Annotated in this window: 14 protein-coding genes; 6 read left to right on the top strand and 8 right to left on the bottom strand. The window is 72.2% G+C overall.

The window, feature by feature from the left end; genetic code table 11:
• Positions 1 to 189 precede the first annotated feature (189 nt).
• Both AB0M39_RS10695 and AB0M39_RS10690 read left to right on the top strand, forming a co-directional pair.
• Positions 190 to 2,286, top strand: a complete 2,097-nt coding sequence (locus tag AB0M39_RS10695) for a TPM domain-containing protein (protein ID WP_365362426.1) — start codon at positions 190 to 192, stop codon at positions 2,284 to 2,286.
• Between the two features lie 38 nt (positions 2,287 to 2,324).
• Positions 2,325 to 3,038: a PspA/IM30 family protein gene (locus tag AB0M39_RS10690; protein ID WP_365362424.1), complete on the top strand. Its 714-nt coding sequence runs from the start codon at positions 2,325 to 2,327 to the stop codon at positions 3,036 to 3,038.
• A gap of 164 nt (positions 3,039 to 3,202) precedes the next feature.
• Here the strand turns inward: AB0M39_RS10690 and AB0M39_RS10685 are convergent, their stop codons facing one another.
• The 6 genes from AB0M39_RS10685 to AB0M39_RS10660 form a co-directional block, all read right to left on the bottom strand.
• Entirely contained in the window at positions 3,203 to 5,767 is a 2,565-nt protein-coding gene (locus AB0M39_RS10685; RefSeq protein ID WP_365362422.1) for a SpoIIE family protein phosphatase, read from the bottom strand.
• 146 nt (positions 5,768 to 5,913) lie between these two features.
• Complete coding sequence (locus AB0M39_RS10680) at positions 5,914 to 6,330, bottom strand: ATP-binding protein (RefSeq protein ID WP_365362420.1); 417 nt, start codon at positions 6,328 to 6,330, stop codon at positions 5,914 to 5,916.
• A 123-nt stretch (positions 6,331 to 6,453) separates the two neighbouring features.
• The gene (locus tag AB0M39_RS10675; protein ID WP_365362418.1) at positions 6,454 to 6,945 is read right to left on the bottom strand and encodes a (deoxy)nucleoside triphosphate pyrophosphohydrolase; all 492 of its coding nucleotides are present in this window, start codon (positions 6,943 to 6,945) and stop codon (positions 6,454 to 6,456) included.
• Positions 6,946 to 6,987: 42 nt separating this feature from the next.
• Positions 6,988 to 7,167, bottom strand: coding sequence for an SPOR domain-containing protein (locus AB0M39_RS10670; RefSeq protein WP_365362416.1), 180 nt, complete (start codon positions 7,165 to 7,167; stop codon positions 6,988 to 6,990).
• A 153-nt stretch (positions 7,168 to 7,320) separates the two neighbouring features.
• Positions 7,321 to 7,515: a hypothetical protein gene (locus AB0M39_RS10665; protein WP_365362414.1), complete on the bottom strand. Its 195-nt coding sequence runs from the start codon at positions 7,513 to 7,515 to the stop codon at positions 7,321 to 7,323.
• A 367-nt stretch (positions 7,516 to 7,882) separates the two neighbouring features.
• Positions 7,883 to 8,635 carry a GntR family transcriptional regulator gene (locus AB0M39_RS10660; protein WP_365362441.1) on the bottom strand — a complete coding sequence of 251 codons (753 nt, stop codon included), beginning with the start codon at positions 8,633 to 8,635 and terminating at the stop codon, positions 7,883 to 7,885.
• 233 nt (positions 8,636 to 8,868) lie between these two features.
• Between AB0M39_RS10660 and AB0M39_RS10655 the strand changes: the two genes are divergently transcribed.
• Positions 8,869 to 10,302, top strand: coding sequence for a glycoside hydrolase family 18 protein (locus AB0M39_RS10655; RefSeq protein ID WP_365362412.1), 1,434 nt, complete (start codon positions 8,869 to 8,871; stop codon positions 10,300 to 10,302).
• Positions 10,303 to 10,432: 130 nt separating this feature from the next.
• On the opposite strand, the gene AB0M39_RS10650 is transcribed toward AB0M39_RS10655, so the two are convergent.
• Positions 10,433 to 11,140 (bottom strand): DUF4190 domain-containing protein, encoded by a 708-nt coding sequence (locus tag AB0M39_RS10650; protein WP_365362410.1) that lies wholly within the window; start codon positions 11,138 to 11,140, stop codon positions 10,433 to 10,435.
• Positions 11,141 to 11,219: 79 nt separating this feature from the next.
• Here AB0M39_RS10650 and AB0M39_RS10645 point away from each other — a divergent pair, with 79 nt between their 5' ends.
• Both AB0M39_RS10645 and AB0M39_RS10640 read left to right on the top strand, forming a co-directional pair.
• Positions 11,220 to 12,473, top strand: coding sequence for a serpin family protein (locus tag AB0M39_RS10645; protein ID WP_365362408.1), 1,254 nt, complete (start codon positions 11,220 to 11,222; stop codon positions 12,471 to 12,473).
• The gene (locus AB0M39_RS10640; protein ID WP_365362406.1) at positions 12,470 to 14,020 is read left to right on the top strand and encodes a translation initiation factor 2; all 1,551 of its coding nucleotides are present in this window, start codon (positions 12,470 to 12,472) and stop codon (positions 14,018 to 14,020) included. The genes AB0M39_RS10645 and AB0M39_RS10640 overlap by 4 nt, the downstream gene beginning before the upstream one ends.
• A 129-nt stretch (positions 14,021 to 14,149) precedes the next feature.
• Here AB0M39_RS10640 and AB0M39_RS10635 read toward each other — a convergent pair whose 3' ends face one another.
• Positions 14,150 to 15,724 carry a S8 family serine peptidase gene (locus AB0M39_RS10635; protein ID WP_365362404.1) on the bottom strand — a complete coding sequence of 525 codons (1,575 nt, stop codon included), beginning with the start codon at positions 15,722 to 15,724 and terminating at the stop codon, positions 14,150 to 14,152.
• Between the two features lie 190 nt (positions 15,725 to 15,914).
• Here AB0M39_RS10635 and AB0M39_RS10630 point away from each other — a divergent pair, with 190 nt between their 5' ends.
• Complete coding sequence (locus tag AB0M39_RS10630) at positions 15,915 to 17,030, top strand: pyridoxal-phosphate dependent enzyme (protein WP_365362402.1); 1,116 nt, start codon at positions 15,915 to 15,917, stop codon at positions 17,028 to 17,030.
• Positions 17,031 to 17,055 lie beyond the last annotated feature (25 nt).

Genomic DNA, 17,055 nt, shown 5'->3' with positions numbered 1-17,055 from the left:
ATCTGACGGACGACGCCCGGCACGCCGAGGCGCTGCGGCTGCTGCGCGACCACCCAGCGGAGGTTGCCCGCGTGGGCTCGGCGGCGGTCGGCCACGGGCACGCGGCGGCCGCCGTCCGCAGCCGCTCGACTGCCGTCGTCTGCCGTCGTCCGGTCGCGGAGGGGCGCCTCCCGACATAGCCTCCGAAATGTGACGCGAACAGCCGCCCGGGTCCTTCTCGCCGTGCTGGCAGCGGCGTGGTGGCTGGCCGTCCCCGCCGCTCACAGCGCCCGCGCCGACGACCCCGTCACCCTGTCCCGCGAGGGCCAGATCACCGACCGGGTCGGGGCGCTGGGCGACCGTGAGCCACAGGTCGAGGCGGCGCTGGACCGGCTCTACGACGCCCAGCGCCTCCAGCTGTTCGTCGTGTACGTACGCGACTTCTCCGGCGACTCCGCACAGGACTGGGCCGCCGCCACGGCCGCGAGGAACGGCCTCGGCCTCAGCGATGTGCTGCTCGCCGTCGCGACCCACGACCGTCAGTACGCGTACTGGGTCGACGACGGCTCCCGGCTGACCGACCCGCAGCTCGAAGAGGTGGCCGCCACCGCCATCGAGCCCCCGCTGCGGGAGAACGACTGGGCCGGGGCCGCGATCGGGGCGGCGCAGGGTTACGACGCGGTGCTCGCCGGGCGGCCCGTGCCCGTGCCGGCCGTCACCCCCGGCGACCCCGACCCGGGCCTGGACGGCGGCGGGGCCGGCACGGGGGCCGGGGACCTGGTGCTGCCGATCGCGGTGATCGGCGGGGCGGGCGCGATCGCCGCGTACACGTTCCACAAACGCCGCAAGCGCACCGCCACACGCACCACCCCGCAGGGCGGCCAGGCGGGCTGGGGGCCCTCCCGGCCCGCTGCCCACACGCCGCTGCCCGAGCTCGACGCCCAGGCCAGACAGGCCCTCGTGGAGACCGACGACGCCGTGCGCACCAGCCAGGAGGAACTCGGCTTCGCCACGGCCCAGTTCGGCGAGGAGGCGGCCAAGCCCTTCCAGGACGCGGTCGTGTACGCGAAGGAAGAGCTGACCGCCGCCTTCCGGCTCCGTCAGCAGCTCGACGACGCCTATCCCGAGGACGAGGCCGCCCGCCGCCGGATGCTGGACGAGATCGTCGCCCGGTGCACGGAGGCGAACAGACGGCTCGACGCCGAGTCGGAGAGCTTCGACCGGCTGCGCGACCTGGAACGGAACGCGGCGCAGGCCCTCGCCGCCGCCGAGGCGGCCTTCAACGACCTCGGCGGACGCGTCGCCGCGGCGGAGACCGCCCTCGGGATGATGCGCGACCGGTACGCCGCATCCGCCTCCGCGCCGGTCGCCGCGAGCGTCGACCAGGCCAAGGACCGGCTGGTCTTCGCCGCGAACAGCCTGCACACGGCCCAGCAGGCGGTCGCGGCCGCCGAGAACGGCCCGGCCGCCGTGCAGGTACGGGCCGTGGAGGGCGCTCTCGCCCAGGCGGCCCAGCTCGTCGACGCCGTCGACCGGCGGGCGGGGGAGCTGGCGGAGGCGGCGGGGAAGCTGCCCGGCGCGCTGACGGAGACGGACACGGACCTCGCGGAGGCGCGCGGTCTGCTGAAGGGCACGGCGGAAGGGGCGTCGACGGCCGACCTCCAGGGCCGGATCGCCCGTGCGGAGACGGTCGCGGCGGAGGTGCGCCGGGAGCGGGAGGCGGGCCCGTACGACCCGATCGACGCGCTGCGGCGGGTGGAGGAGGCGGACGCGGCCCTCGACGCGGCGCTGGCGGGGGCGCGCGAGGACGAGCAGGGGGCGCGGCGCGCCCGCGCCCTGCTGGAGCAGGCGACGCTCGCCGCGCGTTCAGCGATCGGGGCGGCCGCGGACTACATCGCCACCCACCGGGGCGCGGTCGGCAGCGAGGCCAGGACCCGCCTGGCGGAGGCGCAGCGGCGGCTGGAGCGGTCGCGGGAGCTGGCGGGGCCCGAGGGGGGCGGCGACCCTCAGGGCGCGCTGGGCGATGCGCAGCAGGCCGACGCACTGGCGCGGCAGGCGCAGAGCCTGGCCGAGGAGGACGTACGGGGATATGGGAACCCATTCGGCTCGGGCGGTGTATCAGGAGCAGGAGGCGCGGGGGGCGGGCTCGGGGGCGCGGTGCTCGGCGGGATCATCCTCGGCGGACTGTTCGGCGGCGGAGGAAGGGGCGGGGGCCATGGCGGGGGTTTCGGGGGCGGTTTCGGGGGCGGACCCGGCAGCTTCGGCGGCGGCGGCACCCGCGGCCGGATGGGCGGCGGGCGCTTCTGACCCGATCGCGGCGTATCAGGCGTTCAAGGAGAGGTGCGATGACCAAGCAGACCATTCTCGGCCGGGTCGCCCAGCTGGCGAAGGCGAATATCAATGCCCTGCTGGACCAGGCGGAGGACCCGCAGATGATGCTGGACCAGCTCATCAGGGACTACTCGAACAACATCACCGAGGCGGAGCAGGCGGTGGCGAGCACCATCGGCAATCTGCGTCTGATGGAGCAGGACCACCAGGAGGACGTGGAAGCGGCGCGGGAGTGGGGCGAGAAGGCGCTCGCGGCCAGCAGGAAGGCGGATGTGCTGCGCGTCTCGGGCCAGAGCGCGGACGCGGACCGGTTCGACAACCTGGCGAAGGTCGCTCTGGGCCGGCAGCTCCAGTCCGAGAAGGAGGCGAAGACCGCCGAGCCGACGATCGCCTCCCAGACGGAGGTGGTGGACAAGCTCAAGTCCGGTCTGGAGCAGATGAAGTCGAAGCTGACCGAGCTCCAGGCGAAGCGGGACGAGCTGGTGGCACGGGCGAAGTCGGCGCAGGCGCAGAACCAGATGATGGACGCGGTGAAGAACATCGACGTGATGGACCCGACGAGCGAGCTGAGCCGCTTCGAGGACAAGGTCCGCCGCGAGGAGGCGAAGGCGCTGGGCAAGCAGGAGCTCGCCGCGTCCTCACTCGACGCACAGTTCGAACAACTGGACACCCTGAGCGACAGCGCGGAGATCGAGACCCGACTGGCAGCCTTGAAGTCGGGCTCGTAACTCAGCCGAAGGGCGTACGGGGGGGCAGCCCCTAGGGTTCTCGGGGCAGAGCCACAGCACGGGCAGCGGCCCGGCGACGGCCCCAGGCGCGATGCCCTCTCCGTCGGCCCCGCACCGGGGGCCTCCACTCCGCCCGCCAGCTCCCGCAGCCCGCTCCTCCTCCGTCAGAACATGCTCAGCAGCTGCTCCACCGTTGGCTCGGACGCCGAGTCCCCGTCGGGCAGGGCGAGTTCGAACCACACCGTCTTGCCGCGCGGGGTCCGGCGGGAGCCCCAGGCCGCGCTGAGCAGGCCGACCAGCTGGAGCCCTCGGCCGCCCTCGTCGGTGTCGCGTGCCCGGCGGCGCCTGGGCTGCACCAGGCCGGCGTCCCATACCTCGCAGACGAGGGTGCGGTCCCGCAGCAGCCGGAGCCGGATCTCCCCCTCGCCGTACCGCAGCGCGTTGGTGACCAGCTCGCTGACGAGCAACTCGACGGTGTCGACGAGCGACTCCAGGTCCCAGGAGATCAGCTGGGCGCGGGCCATCTCGCGGGCCCGGCCCACCGAGCGGGGCTCGCGCGGCAGCTGCCAGTCGCCGACGGAGTCGACGGGCAGCCCCTGCACACGGGCCATCAGCAGGGCGATGTCGTCCTCGCCGTGCCGGGTGTCGAGGGTGTTCAGCACGTGGTCGCAGACGTCTTCCAGCGGTCGTACGGGATCGGTGAGCGCGGTGCGGAAGGCCCGCAGCCCCTCGTCGAGGGGGTGGTCGCGGGACTCGACGAGCCCGTCGGTGTAGAGGGCGAGGAGCGCGCCCTCGGGAAGCTCGACCTCGACCTCCTCGAAGGGCTCGCCGCCGACGCCGAGCGGCATCCCGGGCGGTACGTCGAGCAGGAGCGCCTCCTCGCCGGGTTCGACGAGGACGGGGGGCAGATGGCCAGCGTTGGCGAAGGTGCAGCGGCGGGTGACCGGGTCGTAGACCGCGTAGACGCAGGTGGCCAGATAGACCTCGGAGAGGTCGGCCTCGCGGGACTTGTGGGCGACGCGCGGGACCCTCTGCGAGCCTCCGCCGGCGCCGCCGCCCTGCGCCGGGCTCCCGGGGCTGCCGAGCCCCCGGGCGACCTCGTCGAGCGCGGAGAGCACCTCGGCCGGCTCGAGGTCCAGCAGCGCCAGGGTCCGTACGGCCGTGCGCAGTTCGCCCATGGCGACCGCGGCCCGCAGCCCCCGTCCCATCACGTCGCCGACGACCAGGGCGGTGCGGTGCCCCGGCAGCTCGATGACGTCGAACCAGTCGCCGCCCACCTCGGTGGCCGTGTTGCCGGGGAGGTAGCGGCAGGCGATGTCCAGGCCCGCGGCCTCCGGGTCGCCCGGCGGGAGCAGGCTGCGCTGGAGGATCAGCGCCCGCTCGTGCTCCCTGCGGTAGAGGCGCGCGTTGTCCATGCAGACGGCGGCCCGGGCGGCGAGCTCCCATGCGAGGGCCAGGTCCCGTTCCCCGAAGGGCTCGCTGCCCTTGGCCCGGGAGAACTGGGCGAGGCCGACCACGGTGTCGTGCGCGACCATCGGCACAGCGAGCGTGGACTGGACGAGGCTGCCGTCCTCGCCGGGGATCGACTGGAGCCGTGCGGTGCGCAGGGCGCTGGCGCAGGGCGAGTTGAAGGGATAGCGGTGGACCTCGCCGACCGCTGTGGGGGTGTCCGGGTCCTGTCCGCAGCCCGGCGCGCTCACCAGCGGGGCGCCGGCGACGGCGCTGGCGAAGGCGACCCTGCGCAGTTCGCCGCTGCCGTCCGACCGCCCGGGCGGCACCTCGTCGCCGCTGAGGAGCCCTTGGTAGAGGTCGACCGAGGCGAGGTCGCAGAAGCCGGGGACAGCGACGTCGAGGAGTTCTCGGGCGGTGGTCTCCAGGTCCAGGGAGTTGCCGATACGGGCGCTCGCCTCGTTCAGAAGGGCGAGATTGCGCCGCGCGCTGGCCGCCTCGCGGGCGGCGACATGACGGCGGGTCACGTCGGTGCCGATCCCGGCGACGCCGATGGGCCGGCCGGAACCGCTGTGCACCCGATAGAGGTTGATGGACCAGTTCCGCCGGTCGGAGCTGCCCGGAGTCGCGCCGATGATCTGGAGGTCGATCGCGGACTCGCCGGTTTCAAGGACCCTGCGCAGCGCCGCGTTCATCCGCTCGGCCTCGGCGCGGGAGAGATAGTCGCTGACGGTCCGTCCACGATGGTCCTCGGCGGCGCCGCCGAAGACGGTGGCGAAGCGCTGGTTGGCGCGCTGCACCGTGAGGTCGGTGCCGAAGAGCAGGAACCCGAAAGGAGATTGGCCGAATATCGCCTGCGAGGCCGCAAGGTCGGTCTCGATCCGTCGCAGGGCGCGGACGTCGACGACGATACAGAGCGCGGCCCTGTCGCCGTCCTCCGTCTCACTGGGCATCACATAGACCTCGGCGACCCCGTGCTCGCGGCCCCCGCCGGGCATCCGGAAGGGCACGAGCCCGGTCCACTCCTTGCCGTCGAGGATCTCCGCCACCTGCCGATGGCCGCGAGGGCGCAGCTCGGCAGGCATGAAGACCTCGACCGGGTCCTTGCCCCTGACCTCCTCGGCAGTGATGCCGAAGAGATCCACCGCTCGTCGACTCCACTGATCGACCAGCCCGTCCGGGCCGATCGAGAACGACGCGACTTTGATGTAGTCATAGATCGAGCCAGGCGGGCTGCTCTGCCACACGACACCGCTCGCCGTCTCAGGTATCTCGCTCACGCGACCGTCCCCTCCAGCTCACCGCACCGGACCGGCCATGACCGCAGTATTCAGCACTACGGCCCGTCCCGACACGGCGTTCACGATCACAGCAAGGTCTCGTTCATTTTGAGCCGAGCGCGACGTGATCGTCTTCCTCTTGCCTTCTAACCGGAGAGGGCCAGCTCGAACCACACTGTCTTGCCGGTCCTTCCTCGACGCGTACCCCAACGACGGGCGGATACGGCCACCAGCTGGAGTCCGCGGCCGCCCTCGTCGTCCGGTTCCGCGGCGCGCTCGGTCGGTGCGTCCGGAAGGGGATCGGAGACCTCGACCAGAAGGAAGGGGAGGGTGGAGCCCGGCTCGGGGCGGGTCAGCTTGACCTCGATCGGACCCGAGGCGTAGCGCAGGGAATTGGTCACCAGCTCGCTGACCAGCAACACCGTCACATCGCCGACCGCGGAGTCCAGCCCCCAGCGGCGCAGGGCGTCACGCACGACGTGACGGGCGGTGCGTACGGCGTCGGCCTCGGCAGGGAAGCTCCACTCGGCACACTCGCCGTCGGTGTCGATCACGCCGCTCACTTCCCCAGACCGGCAGCACCCGCGTCCCTTTTAGGCGGGTTAATCAGCACATACCCGATATTTAACGCTCGCTATCCCAAGAGAGGCAGCAATGAGCGCACCGTGGCACGAACGGCGTACGCGTCAGCCGTGCGCGCCGCCGCCCGCTTCTTCGCGCAGGCGGCGAACGGCCTCCGCCACGGCGGGCCGGTCCGGGTCGAGCCAGTCGACGGCCCCTGTCTCATGCGGGGCGAGCCAGCGCAGCGCGTCATGATCCTCCAGCGGCCGGGGCTCGCCGGAGACCAGGAGGGCGGTCCACACCTGGAGTACGTAACCGGGCTTCAGCGGCCACTCGCCGGGGATCCGCTCCACCGGCGCGGCCTCGACGCCCAGCTCCTCGCGCAGCTCGCGCACGAGTGCCTGCTCGGCGCTCTCCCCGGGCTCCATCTTGCCGCCGGGCAGCTCCCACCGGCCGGCCAGCTCCTCGGGGGCGCTGCGGCGGGCGGCCAGCAGCCGGCCCTGGTCGCACAGGGCGGCGGCGACCACGACGACGGGTTCGGCGACAGGCTCGGCGAGGGCTTCGGCGACGGGTTCGGGAGAGCCGGAGGACGCCCCCGGGACAGGCTCGGTGCTCATGCGCCGGAGCATATTGCGCGCCGGGCGAGGCCGCCCGGGCGGCTAGCGGGCCGGCAGGCCGATGCGCTCCACCCAGTAGAGCTGCTTGTGGCCGCGGGCGTCGAGGGTCTCCACTATCTGCTGCGCTTCGTCCCTGGTGGCGTATCTGCCCACGCGGTAGCGGTTGCCGTTGTCGTCCTGCCGTATGACGAGCCAGGGCAGCACAGCGCCACTGTCGTTCATCGCGCCCCTCCCCGGGCCGGCCAGCACTTCTCTAACGATCTCCAGGAAACCGCACTACGCATATGCCTGAGCGTACGCCTGACCTTTACTCAGCGGATACAAGTTTTCACAAAGAGAGATGAGCGAGGGGGCGCATCAGGCCGGATGCGCCCCTTAGCGGTCGTTGAAGTCCGCTCGTTCTGCGCGCACCACCGACACCACGGGCGTCACTGGCACCGTCGGCACCGGCGTCAGGACCGGACCGACGGTCGGATCCCTGCGACCCGCGCCGCCGCACCCCGACCCCAGGAAGCGGCAAAAGCGAACGAACACGGTGCCGGCCTCGGTCTCCGCCTGGGCGGCATTCACGAGATCGGTCCTGGTCAGGCGGTACGCCCCCGGGTTCGCCCGCACGATCAAGGGACACCGGACGAGGGCGAGTCCGGCGGCGCCGAAGGCGGCGGGGACCTCGACCCACCGCCCTCAGGGCCCGAAGAAGGCCAGAATCGGTACGGTCGAGGCGTACCGTCGCGCCGAAATCCCCGGGATTCGGCGCGCGCACCCGGAATCACGACGCCGGCGACCGACCGCTGAAACGCGACCACCGGGCCCCGGCCACCGACCATCGATTGCCGCCCCCGACCACCGGTCGCCGCCCTCCGACCACACGGGCCCTGCCCACCGGTCGCCGCCCGCTGACCACGGGTCGCCGATCTCCGGCCTACGGCCGCCGGCCTCAGCGGACCGGCAGGTGGTACGCGATCCGGAAGCGGTCCGCCGGCACGACCACGTCCGCTGTCTCGACCGCCCGCCCCGACGCGTAGTACGTCCGCTCGACGACCATCACCACATGGCCCGGCACCCCGCCCAGCGCCAGCAGCTCCTCCGCGAGGCCGGGCCGCGCGCCGACCTCCTCCACCACGTTGTCCACCACGACGTCGATGGCCGCCATCCGCTCGACGACCCCGCAGCCGCCCAGCGGACCCTCCTCCGGCAGCATCACCGGTGTGCGGCCGGTGACTTCGAGGGGCTCCCAGGATGTGGAGAGCATCATCGTCTCGCCCGCGTCCCGGAACACATAGCGCGTACGCATCACCCGGTCGCCGAGCTCGACGCCGAGCCGGGCGGCGATCTCCGGGCTCGCCCCCTCCTGTTCGCTGCTGGACTCCCAGGTGCCGCGGGCCCCCTCCTCCGCCTGCTCCTGCCGGAAGGGGTTCGCCCCGGACGCCGGGCGGTAGCCGGAGCGCGCGACCTTGCGCGGGACGGGCCGCTCGCGCACATAGGTGCCGGACCCGGAACGGCCCTCCACCAGCCCTTCGGCCATCAGCACCTTGCGGGCCTCGAGGGCGACGGTGTCCGAGACGCCGTACTCCTCGCGGATGCGGGCTTGCGACGGAAGGCGGGTATGCGGGGGCAGCGAGCCGTTCACAATCTTCTGCCGTAGATCGCTCGCAACGCGCAGATAGGCCGGCTGCTCACCGAATGTCACAGGCACTCCCAACAGGTTGACAGACAGCAACAGCCTGGCAACCGTGGGTTGTTGCTCGCAAGCATAGGCCACGGTTTCACTCGAAGTGATGATTTGCCGGTGCGAGGGGGTTAACCGCCGCGCACCCCGCCATTCCGGGTCGCCCTCTTGACCGCAATGGTCCAGACCAATACGTTCCTGCGTGCACGACACGTTCGCGGAAACCTTCCGGCACACGCACAGGAATGAGTCCCATGCGTCGAAGAACCTCTGTCCGTACGGCTGTTGCCGTCTGCTCCCTCTCGCTCATGGCCGTCCTCGCCCCCGCCGCGTCGGCTCAGGACGGCGCCGCGTCGACCGAAGACAGCACCGTGTCGAACGAAGTCAGCATCGCGTCGGCCGAAGTCAGCGCCGCGTCGGCTCACAGCGCGGCCGCGGACGGACGGCACGGGAGACCGTCGTACAAACGCGTCGGCTACTTCACCCAATGGGGCGTCTACGGCCGGGACTTCCAGGTCAAGGACATGGACACGAGCGGCCAGGCGAGCCGGCTCACCCACATCAACTACGCCTTCGGCAATGTGAGCGCCGACGGCAGGTGCTTCACCGGGAACGTCCCCGGCGAGTCGGACGCCTGGGCCGACTACGTACGCCCGCTGGAGGCGGCCGACTCCGTCGACGGCGTCGCCGACACGGCCGAGCAGCCGCTCGCGGGCAACTTCAACCAGCTGCGCGAGCTCAAAGCCAAGCACCCGGGTCTCAAGGTACTGATATCGCTGGGCGGTTGGAGCTGGTCCACGCACTTCTCGGACGCGGCCCGCACACCAGCTTCCCGCAAAGCGTTCGTGTCCTCCTGCATCGACCTCTACATCAAGGGCGACCTGCCGGCCGACGGCGCGCGCGGCGGAGCGGGCGCGGCCGCCGGGCTCTTCGACGGCATCGACCTCGACTGGGAGTGGCCTGGCTCGGCGGGCGACACGGACACGGTCTTCCGCCCGGAGGACAAGCAGAACTTCACCGCGCTGGTACGGGAGTTCAGGACCCAGCTCGACGCGTACGCCAAGTCCCTCGAGAAGGCTCCCGAGAAGCGGAAGCACTACGAGCTGACCGCCTTCGTGCCGACCGCGCCCGAGAAGATCGACGCGGGCTTCGAGGTACGCAAGATCATGCGCGACCTGGACTTCGTCAACCTCCAGGGCTACGACTTCCACGTCTCGGGCGAGAAGACCACCGCCCAGCACTCCGCCCTCTTCGCCAAGGGCGACTTCAGCGTCGACCAGACCGTCCGGGACTGGCTGCGGCGCGGCACGCCCGCCCGCAAGCTCGTGATGGGCATGCCCTTCTACGGCCAGGGCTGGACGGGCGTGACCGGCGGCGGCGACGGACTGAACCAGCCCGCCGCGGCCCCCGCGCCCGCGACCTGGACGGCGGGCTACGAGGACTACGAGCAGCTGAAGAAGCTCGCCGACTCGGGGACCTACAAGGTCCACCGCGACCGGCGGAACGGTCACGCCTGGCTCTTCGACGGCACCACGCTGTGGACGTACGACGACCCGCAGGTGCTGAGCGTCAAGACGGGCTATATCCGCCTGCGGGGGCTGGGCGGCGCGATGTTCTGGTCGCTGGACGGGGACACCGCGGACGGCGAGCTGATGCGGGCCGTCGACCGGGGGCTCGGCCGGCACTGAGCGTCTCGCGACGTCTATGGGCGCTGTGGAGACTTGCCGCCGCCCATAGACGTCGCGAACGCGTGCCTACGGTCGCGAACGCGTGGCCACGGTCGCGAGCACATGGCCACGCGGCCACGGGCTGACAGGGTCAGTCGGCGCGTACGGACCCCTTGAGCCTCCCGTCCGGGTCGGCGATCGCGCAGGTCACCGTCTCGTCGCCCAGCCGCCAGCTGCGCGCGCTGGGCATGTAGTAGTAGAGCTGCGCGCCCGCCGGAAGGTCCGAGGCGCTCCCGGTGTACCTGTCGTTGATCTTCTGGCAGCGCTCCTCCGCGATGGGCTCGACGGCAGCCTCGCCCGGCCAGTCCTGGAACCCGGACCCGGACCCGGAATCAAACTCGGACTCGGACTCGCCGAGCGAGAACCCTCCGGTGACCTCCGCGTCGTGGCGCAGCTCGCAGTCCACGATCGTGACCCTCTCCGTGTCCGCCTCCAGCTCCTCTCCCGGAACCCGGAAGCAGTCGCCCGTGCGCAGGTCCAGCGTGCTGCGCGAGCGGGACGCGTCGTCCATGCCCTTGCGGAAGCCGTCCCAGGCGTCCCCGGCCCAGCCGGTCGCTATGGAGGTCACCACCAGGACCGTGCTGATCGCGGAGAGGATCGAGCCCGCGATCGCCATGCCCGTGCCCCGCTGGCCCTTCCGCTTGATCTGGCCGAGGGCGATCAGGCCGAAGACCAGTCCGAGCGGCGGCACGCAGCACACGATGCCGACCACGAGGGAGGCGATGGAAAGGCCGTTCACCGGCGGGGGCTTGGGTGCGTACTGCGGGTACGGCTGCCAGCCCGGGGCGGATGGGTACACGGGTACGGTGCTCCTCGTCGAGATTCACGCGAATGCGAACAGGCGCGCGGATCATATGCGCTGGCGCGACGGGGGCGGTATGCGATTGACGAGCAGTGCGACGAAGGCGGCCACCGACGGGGTCAACCGGCTGACGGCACGGTGGGCGGCCGAGCTGGAGCCGACCGCCCACACGGTCTTCTCGGCCGCCGGGGTCTGGCCCTTGCTGGCGCTGATGCTGGACGGCGCGGACGGACCCGCCCGCGCCGAGCTGGAGGCCGCGGTCGGCGTGCCCGCGCAGGACGCCGCCCAGGCGGCGCTGGAGCTGCTGGCGGCGCTCGACGCCATGGAGGGCGTGCGCTCGGCGGTCGGCCTCTGGGCCGCGCCCGGGCTCCCGCTGCGCGAGGAGTGGTCAGGGCGCCTGCCCGCGGGCGCTCTGGGCCGGTTCAGCGGTGACCAGGCCGCCGATCAGCGGGCGCTGGACGCCTGGGCCCACGACCGTACGGACGGAATGATCGAGTCCATGCCCGCGGAGGCGGGTGAGGACACCGAGCTGGTGCTGGCGGCCGCCCAGGCGGTGCGGACCCAGTGGGCGAAGCCGTTCGCGCCGAGCGCGACGGTCCCCGCGAGCGGGCCGTGGGCCGGGCGCGAGGTCGCCGTGCTCTCGCGGACGGCGACCGGGCTGGAGGACGTGTCCGTGGCGGCGACCGCCGACGGTCCGCTGACCGTGGTCACCGTGCGCGGCGGCGCCGGGGTCGACGTACGGCTGCTCCTCGGCGCACCGGACGCGGGCCCTTCGGCCGTGCTCCAGGGCGGCCTCGCGGCCCACGCGGGCGCCTGTCCGACCGTGCCCGGCGACGGATTCTCCGACGGATCGCCAGGACCCGGGCTGGAGGTGCGGACCGTCGAGGCCCACAGGCCCGATCCCACGCTCGCCCTGCGCACCATGCCGTTCGATCTGACCGCCGGCCACGATCTGCTGCTCCATGGAGCGCTCTTCGGCCTGACGGCCGCCATGGACGCCACGCGGGGTCACTTCCCAGGGATCAGCGCCCGTCCTCTGGCGGTGGGCTCGGCGCGCCAGTCGGCCATGGCCTCCTTCGACGCGCGGGGCTTCCGGGCGGCCTCCGTGACCGCTATAGCCGCCCGCGCGGGCTCCGCGCCCCCGCCGCGTGCTCCGTACACCGCCCAGCGCGTCCAGGCGGTCCTCGACCGGCCGTTCGGCTTTCTGACCGTCCATAGGGCTTCGGGTCTGGTGCTCACCGCGGGCTGGATCGCGGAGCCGACGCCCGCGTCCGCCGACGCGAGAGCGAGGATCGGCCGGCCGCCGCACCGTCCGGGCGGCGAGCGATGACCGGCGTGCCGAAGCCGGGCGCAGAGACGGAGAGGCGGTCCTCAGCGCTGAAGGGCCTCGCGGTCAATCCCGCATCGCCCCTGGACGTACTGCTGCGGCTTCTGGAGCCCGAGTACTCCGACGCCTGGTCCGCGCTCGCCATGGACCGCAGGGAGTACCCCGAGCCGCTCCTCGACGCGATCGTGCGCCATGAGCACCCCCGGCTGCCGGGAGGGCTCGCCCGCAATCCGCATGTGGACGGGGAGCTGCGGGGGCGCGTCGTGGACAACCCGCACTGGCTCGTCCGCGCCAAGCTCGCCAGCGGGCCGCACCGGTCGTGGGAGGCGGTGGCGCGCCCGCTGCCCGACTGGGTCGTGGAGCGCATGATCACGACGTACGACGGTCAAGAGCTGAGCGAGCTCGTCGCGTCCCGTCAGATCCCGTGGCGGCTGTACTACGCGTACGCGACGCACCCCATCGCCTCGGTGCGCCGCTGGGCGACCAACGTGTGGGAGGACCTCCCGGAGGAGCGGAGGGCCGCGCTGCTCGCCGACCCGCATCCCGAGGTCCGGAAGTCGGCCGCGGCGTCCGCGGCCAGGTACGACGAGGAGGAGACGGCACGCCAGCTGCCGACGGCCTTCGGACACCACCTGACCCACCTCCTGGTCAACTGCCGTCTTCCCCGCGCCGAGATCGAGAGCAGGCTGGCCGCCGACTCCGAGGACGACGGCGAGGGCCACGCCTGGGCGTTCGCGCACAACTACAGCACCCCGCCCGATCTGGTGGCCCGTATCGCCGAACACCCCGACCCCAAGGTCAGGTTGGAGGTCGCCCGCCGCGACGAGCTGGACCCCGCGGTCCTGTGGAGGCTCGCCCGCGACGCCGACCCCGGCGTGCGAACGGCCGTGTCCGTGCGCCCGGAGCTCACCGAGGAGGAGCGCGCGACCATCGACTACGCCGTCGCGACGGACGAGGACTTCGAGCCGGCGGAGCATCACCGCAGGCTGCCGCGCGACCCGGCCGTCCTCGCGGGGTACGCGGCCTCCGCGCACCCGCTCCTGCGCCGCAGGGCCGCCGCGGACCCGGACCTGCCCGACGAGCTGGCGGCCGTCCTCGTGGAAGACGACGACCTGGGCGTACGCGTCCTGCTCGCCCAGAACCATCCCGCCGCTCCCCCGGCGCTCCTGCTGCGCTGCTATCTGGAGTACACCCGCACGTACCGGCAGCGGCTCGCCGAGCTGCCCGGCTTCCCGGTCGAGGGGCTGGCGGAACGGTTCGCCGACGCCGAGGATCCACTGCTGCGCTGGCTGGCCACGCTGGATCCGGGGCTCTCCCCCGACCTCGCCGACCGACTGACCCGCGACCAGGACAGCGCGATCAGGGCAGCCGCCGCCCGCCATCCACGGCTTCCGGCCGACCGGCTGCGGGCGCTGCTCGACGACGACGAGCTCGCGTCGTCGGCCGCGGCGAATCCGGCGCTGCCGATCGAGGCGATGCGCTCCCTGCTCGAGACGGCGGCGCCGTCCGCCGTCCCGGAGTCGAACGAAGTCGAACACGGGCGGCCATGAGCCCGGACGGTGCCGAACACGAGAGAGGGGCGGCCGCTATAGCGGCCGCCCCCGTCGTTCATCGAGGCGTTCGCCCCGGGGTTCGCCCAGGAGTTCCCCCAGGCGCTCGCCTATGGATCACGCGGACGCTCAGAACTGCAGCGCCCAGGAGTCGATCTTCCCGGTGTCGTACCGGGCGTTGTCGTTGACCCGCAGCTTCCAGACGCCGTTGGCCGCCTCGGACGACGCGTTCACCGTGTAGGTGGTGTTGATGTTGTCCGTGCTGCCGCCGGAGCCGTAGGCCTTCAGGTTGTAGGCCGTGCCGTCGGGGGCGATCAGGTCGACCTTCAGGTCGCCGATGTACGTGTGCTTGATGTCGACCGGCACCTGCAGCGTGGCCGGGGCGTTGCCCGCGACTGCGCTGACGGTGACCGGGGACTCGGTGGTGGCGTTGTCGCTGATCGCGTAGTCGCCGGTGTTCTCGAACCTCTTGCCCGGCGGGGGCGTGTCGCCGGTGCCGACGTACAGCAGGCGGTTCGGCGAGCCGGTGCCCGGGTTGCCGACGACGCCGCTGGTGGCGGCGGTGGTCAGGGCGGTGGAGACCTGCGCCGGCGTCGCGGTCTTGTTCGTCGCGAGGTAGAGCGCGGCGGCGCCCGCGACGTGCGGGGTGGCCATGGAGGTGCCGGAGATGGTGTTCGTGGCGCTGTCGCTGCTGTTCCACGCCGAGGTGATGGAGGAGCCCGGCGCGAAGATGTCCAGCACGCTGCCGTAGTTGGAGAAGCTGGAGCGGGCGTCGGTGCTGGTCGTCGAGCCGACGGTGATCGCCTCGGCGACGCGGGCAGGCGAGCTGTTGGAGGCGTTGGAGCTGTCGTTGCCCGCCGCGATGGCATAGGTGATGCCGGAGGCGATGGAGTTGCGCACGGCCGTGTCGAGGACGGTGTCGACGCCGCCGCCGAGGCTCATGTTGGCGACCGCCGGCTTGACGGCGTTCTGCGTCACCCAGTCGATGCCGGCGACGACCTGCGCGGTGGTGCCCGACCCCTGGTTGTTGAGCACGCGGACGCCGACGATCTTGGCCTTCTTGGCCACGCCGTAGGAGGACCCGGCGACGGTTCCGGCGACGTGCGTGCCGTGTCCGTGGCCGTCCTGCGCCGTGTTGTCGTTGTCGATGGCGTCGTAGCCGTACGAGGCGCGACCGCCGAAGTCGCTATGGGTGATGCGTACGCCGGTGTCGATGACGTACGCCGTGACGCCCTCGCCCGCGCTGTCCGGGTAGGTGTAGCTCTGGTTGAGCGGGAGGGCCTTCTGGTCGATCCGGTCCAGGCCCCAGGACGGCGGGTTCGGCTGGGTGCCCGAGACCTTGAAGACGCGGTTCTGCACGACGGACTCGACGGCCGGGTCCGCGGCGAACTTCTTGGCCTGCGCCTCGGAGAGTTCGACGGCGTAGCCGTTCAGCGCGGCGTTGTACGTCTTCTTGATCTTCGCGCCGTACTCGGCCGCCAGCGCCTTGCCCGCCTTGGAGCCGGCGTCGGCCGCCGACTCGTCGAGGGTGACGATGTAGCTGCCGGCGATGACTCCCGGGGCGCCGGCGTTCTCGATGACGCCTATGGGCGCCGACTCGGCCGCGAGGGCCGGGAGGGCGGAGGCCGCGCCGAGCGCGAGCGCGGCGACGGCTATAGCGCTCGTCGAGGCGAGTCTTCGTCGCGATGTACGCATCACAGACATGTGAGGGGTCCTCCTCATAGGTGGTGCGCTGCTGTGGGGGTTTTCGACAGGATCATGACAAGAAATCGGCGCGAGCCCGAGCCGCCCAAGTCCACCTGTCGATCGAAAGGTTGACCGATCCATAGGAATCACACAAGAGCCTCGGATGTGCCGTAACACGTGTGCCACACAACTGCCATGCTGGGGACCCATGACCTCCTACGTATGCCCCGCCTGCGGAAACCGCGCCCCGGTCGAGTCCGCCCCCTGGTGCTGCCCGCAATGCCGCGGTCCATGGGACCTGGACTTCGCCGCTTCCGCCGTCGACCTCAAGTCTCTTGCGCACAGAGTGAATTCACTGTGGCGTTACGAAGAGGCGCTGCCGCTCTCCGCCCCGGCGGCCACCCTCGGGGAGGGCCGCACTCCGCTGGTCCCGCTCACGGACACCGTCTCCGCGAAGCTCGACTTCCTGATGCCGACGCTCTCCTTCAAGGACCGCGGCGCGGTGATGCTCGCGGAGCTCGCACGCCGGCTGAAGGCGCGCCGGGTGATCGCCGACAGCAGCGGCAACGCGGGCACCGCCTTCGCCGCCTACTGCGCTCGAGCCGGCCTCGACTGCACGGTATACGTCCCCGAGTCCACGTCCGCCAAGAAGGCCGAGCAGATCCGGGCGCACGGCGCGCACCTCGAACTCGTGCCCGGCGACCGCGAGGCGACCGCCGCGGCGGCCCGCGCCGCCGCCGACGAACCCGGCACGTTCTACGCGAGCCATGTCTTCAACCCGTATTTCCTGCACGGCACCAAGACGTACGTATACGAGCTCTGGGAGGACCTCGGCGGCCGGCTGCCCGAGGCGATCGTCGTCCCGGTCGGCAACGGCACCCTGCTGCTGGGAGCGTCCCTCGCCGTCGCCGAGCTCCTCGCCCATGGGCTGATCGACGAGCGCCCCGCCCTCGTCGCCGTACAGGCCGAGGCGGTCTCCCCGCTCGCGGCGGCGTTCCGGGCGGGCGCGGAGGACCTCCTCGACGACGCCCCGCAGCCGCGCCCCACCCTCGCCGAGGGCATCGCGATCCCGAGGCCGCCGCGGGCCCGCCAGATCCTCCGGGCGGTACGCGAGTCCGGCGGGACGTTCCTGACGGTGACGGAGGAGCAGATCCGCGCGGCACAGCTGGACTTGGCCGCCCGCGGGCTGTTCGTCGAGTCGACGGGCGTGGCCTGCTGGGCCGCGGCGGGCGGGTGGACCGACCGCACGGCCGTGGTGCCGCTCTGCGGGGCCGGCCTCAAGACGGGCCTCGCGCCCGCGCCCGCCGATCGCGCAGCCGGCTAAGTCCGACGCGGGGTCGGCCACGCCG

Origin of the sequence: Streptomyces sp. NPDC051907 (genome assembly GCF_040681075.1) — a bacterium.
GTDB lineage: Bacteria > Actinomycetota > Actinomycetes > Streptomycetales > Streptomycetaceae > Streptomyces.
Note: the sequence above shows the minus strand (reverse complement) of the source record. Positions and strands in the feature narration are given on the sequence as shown.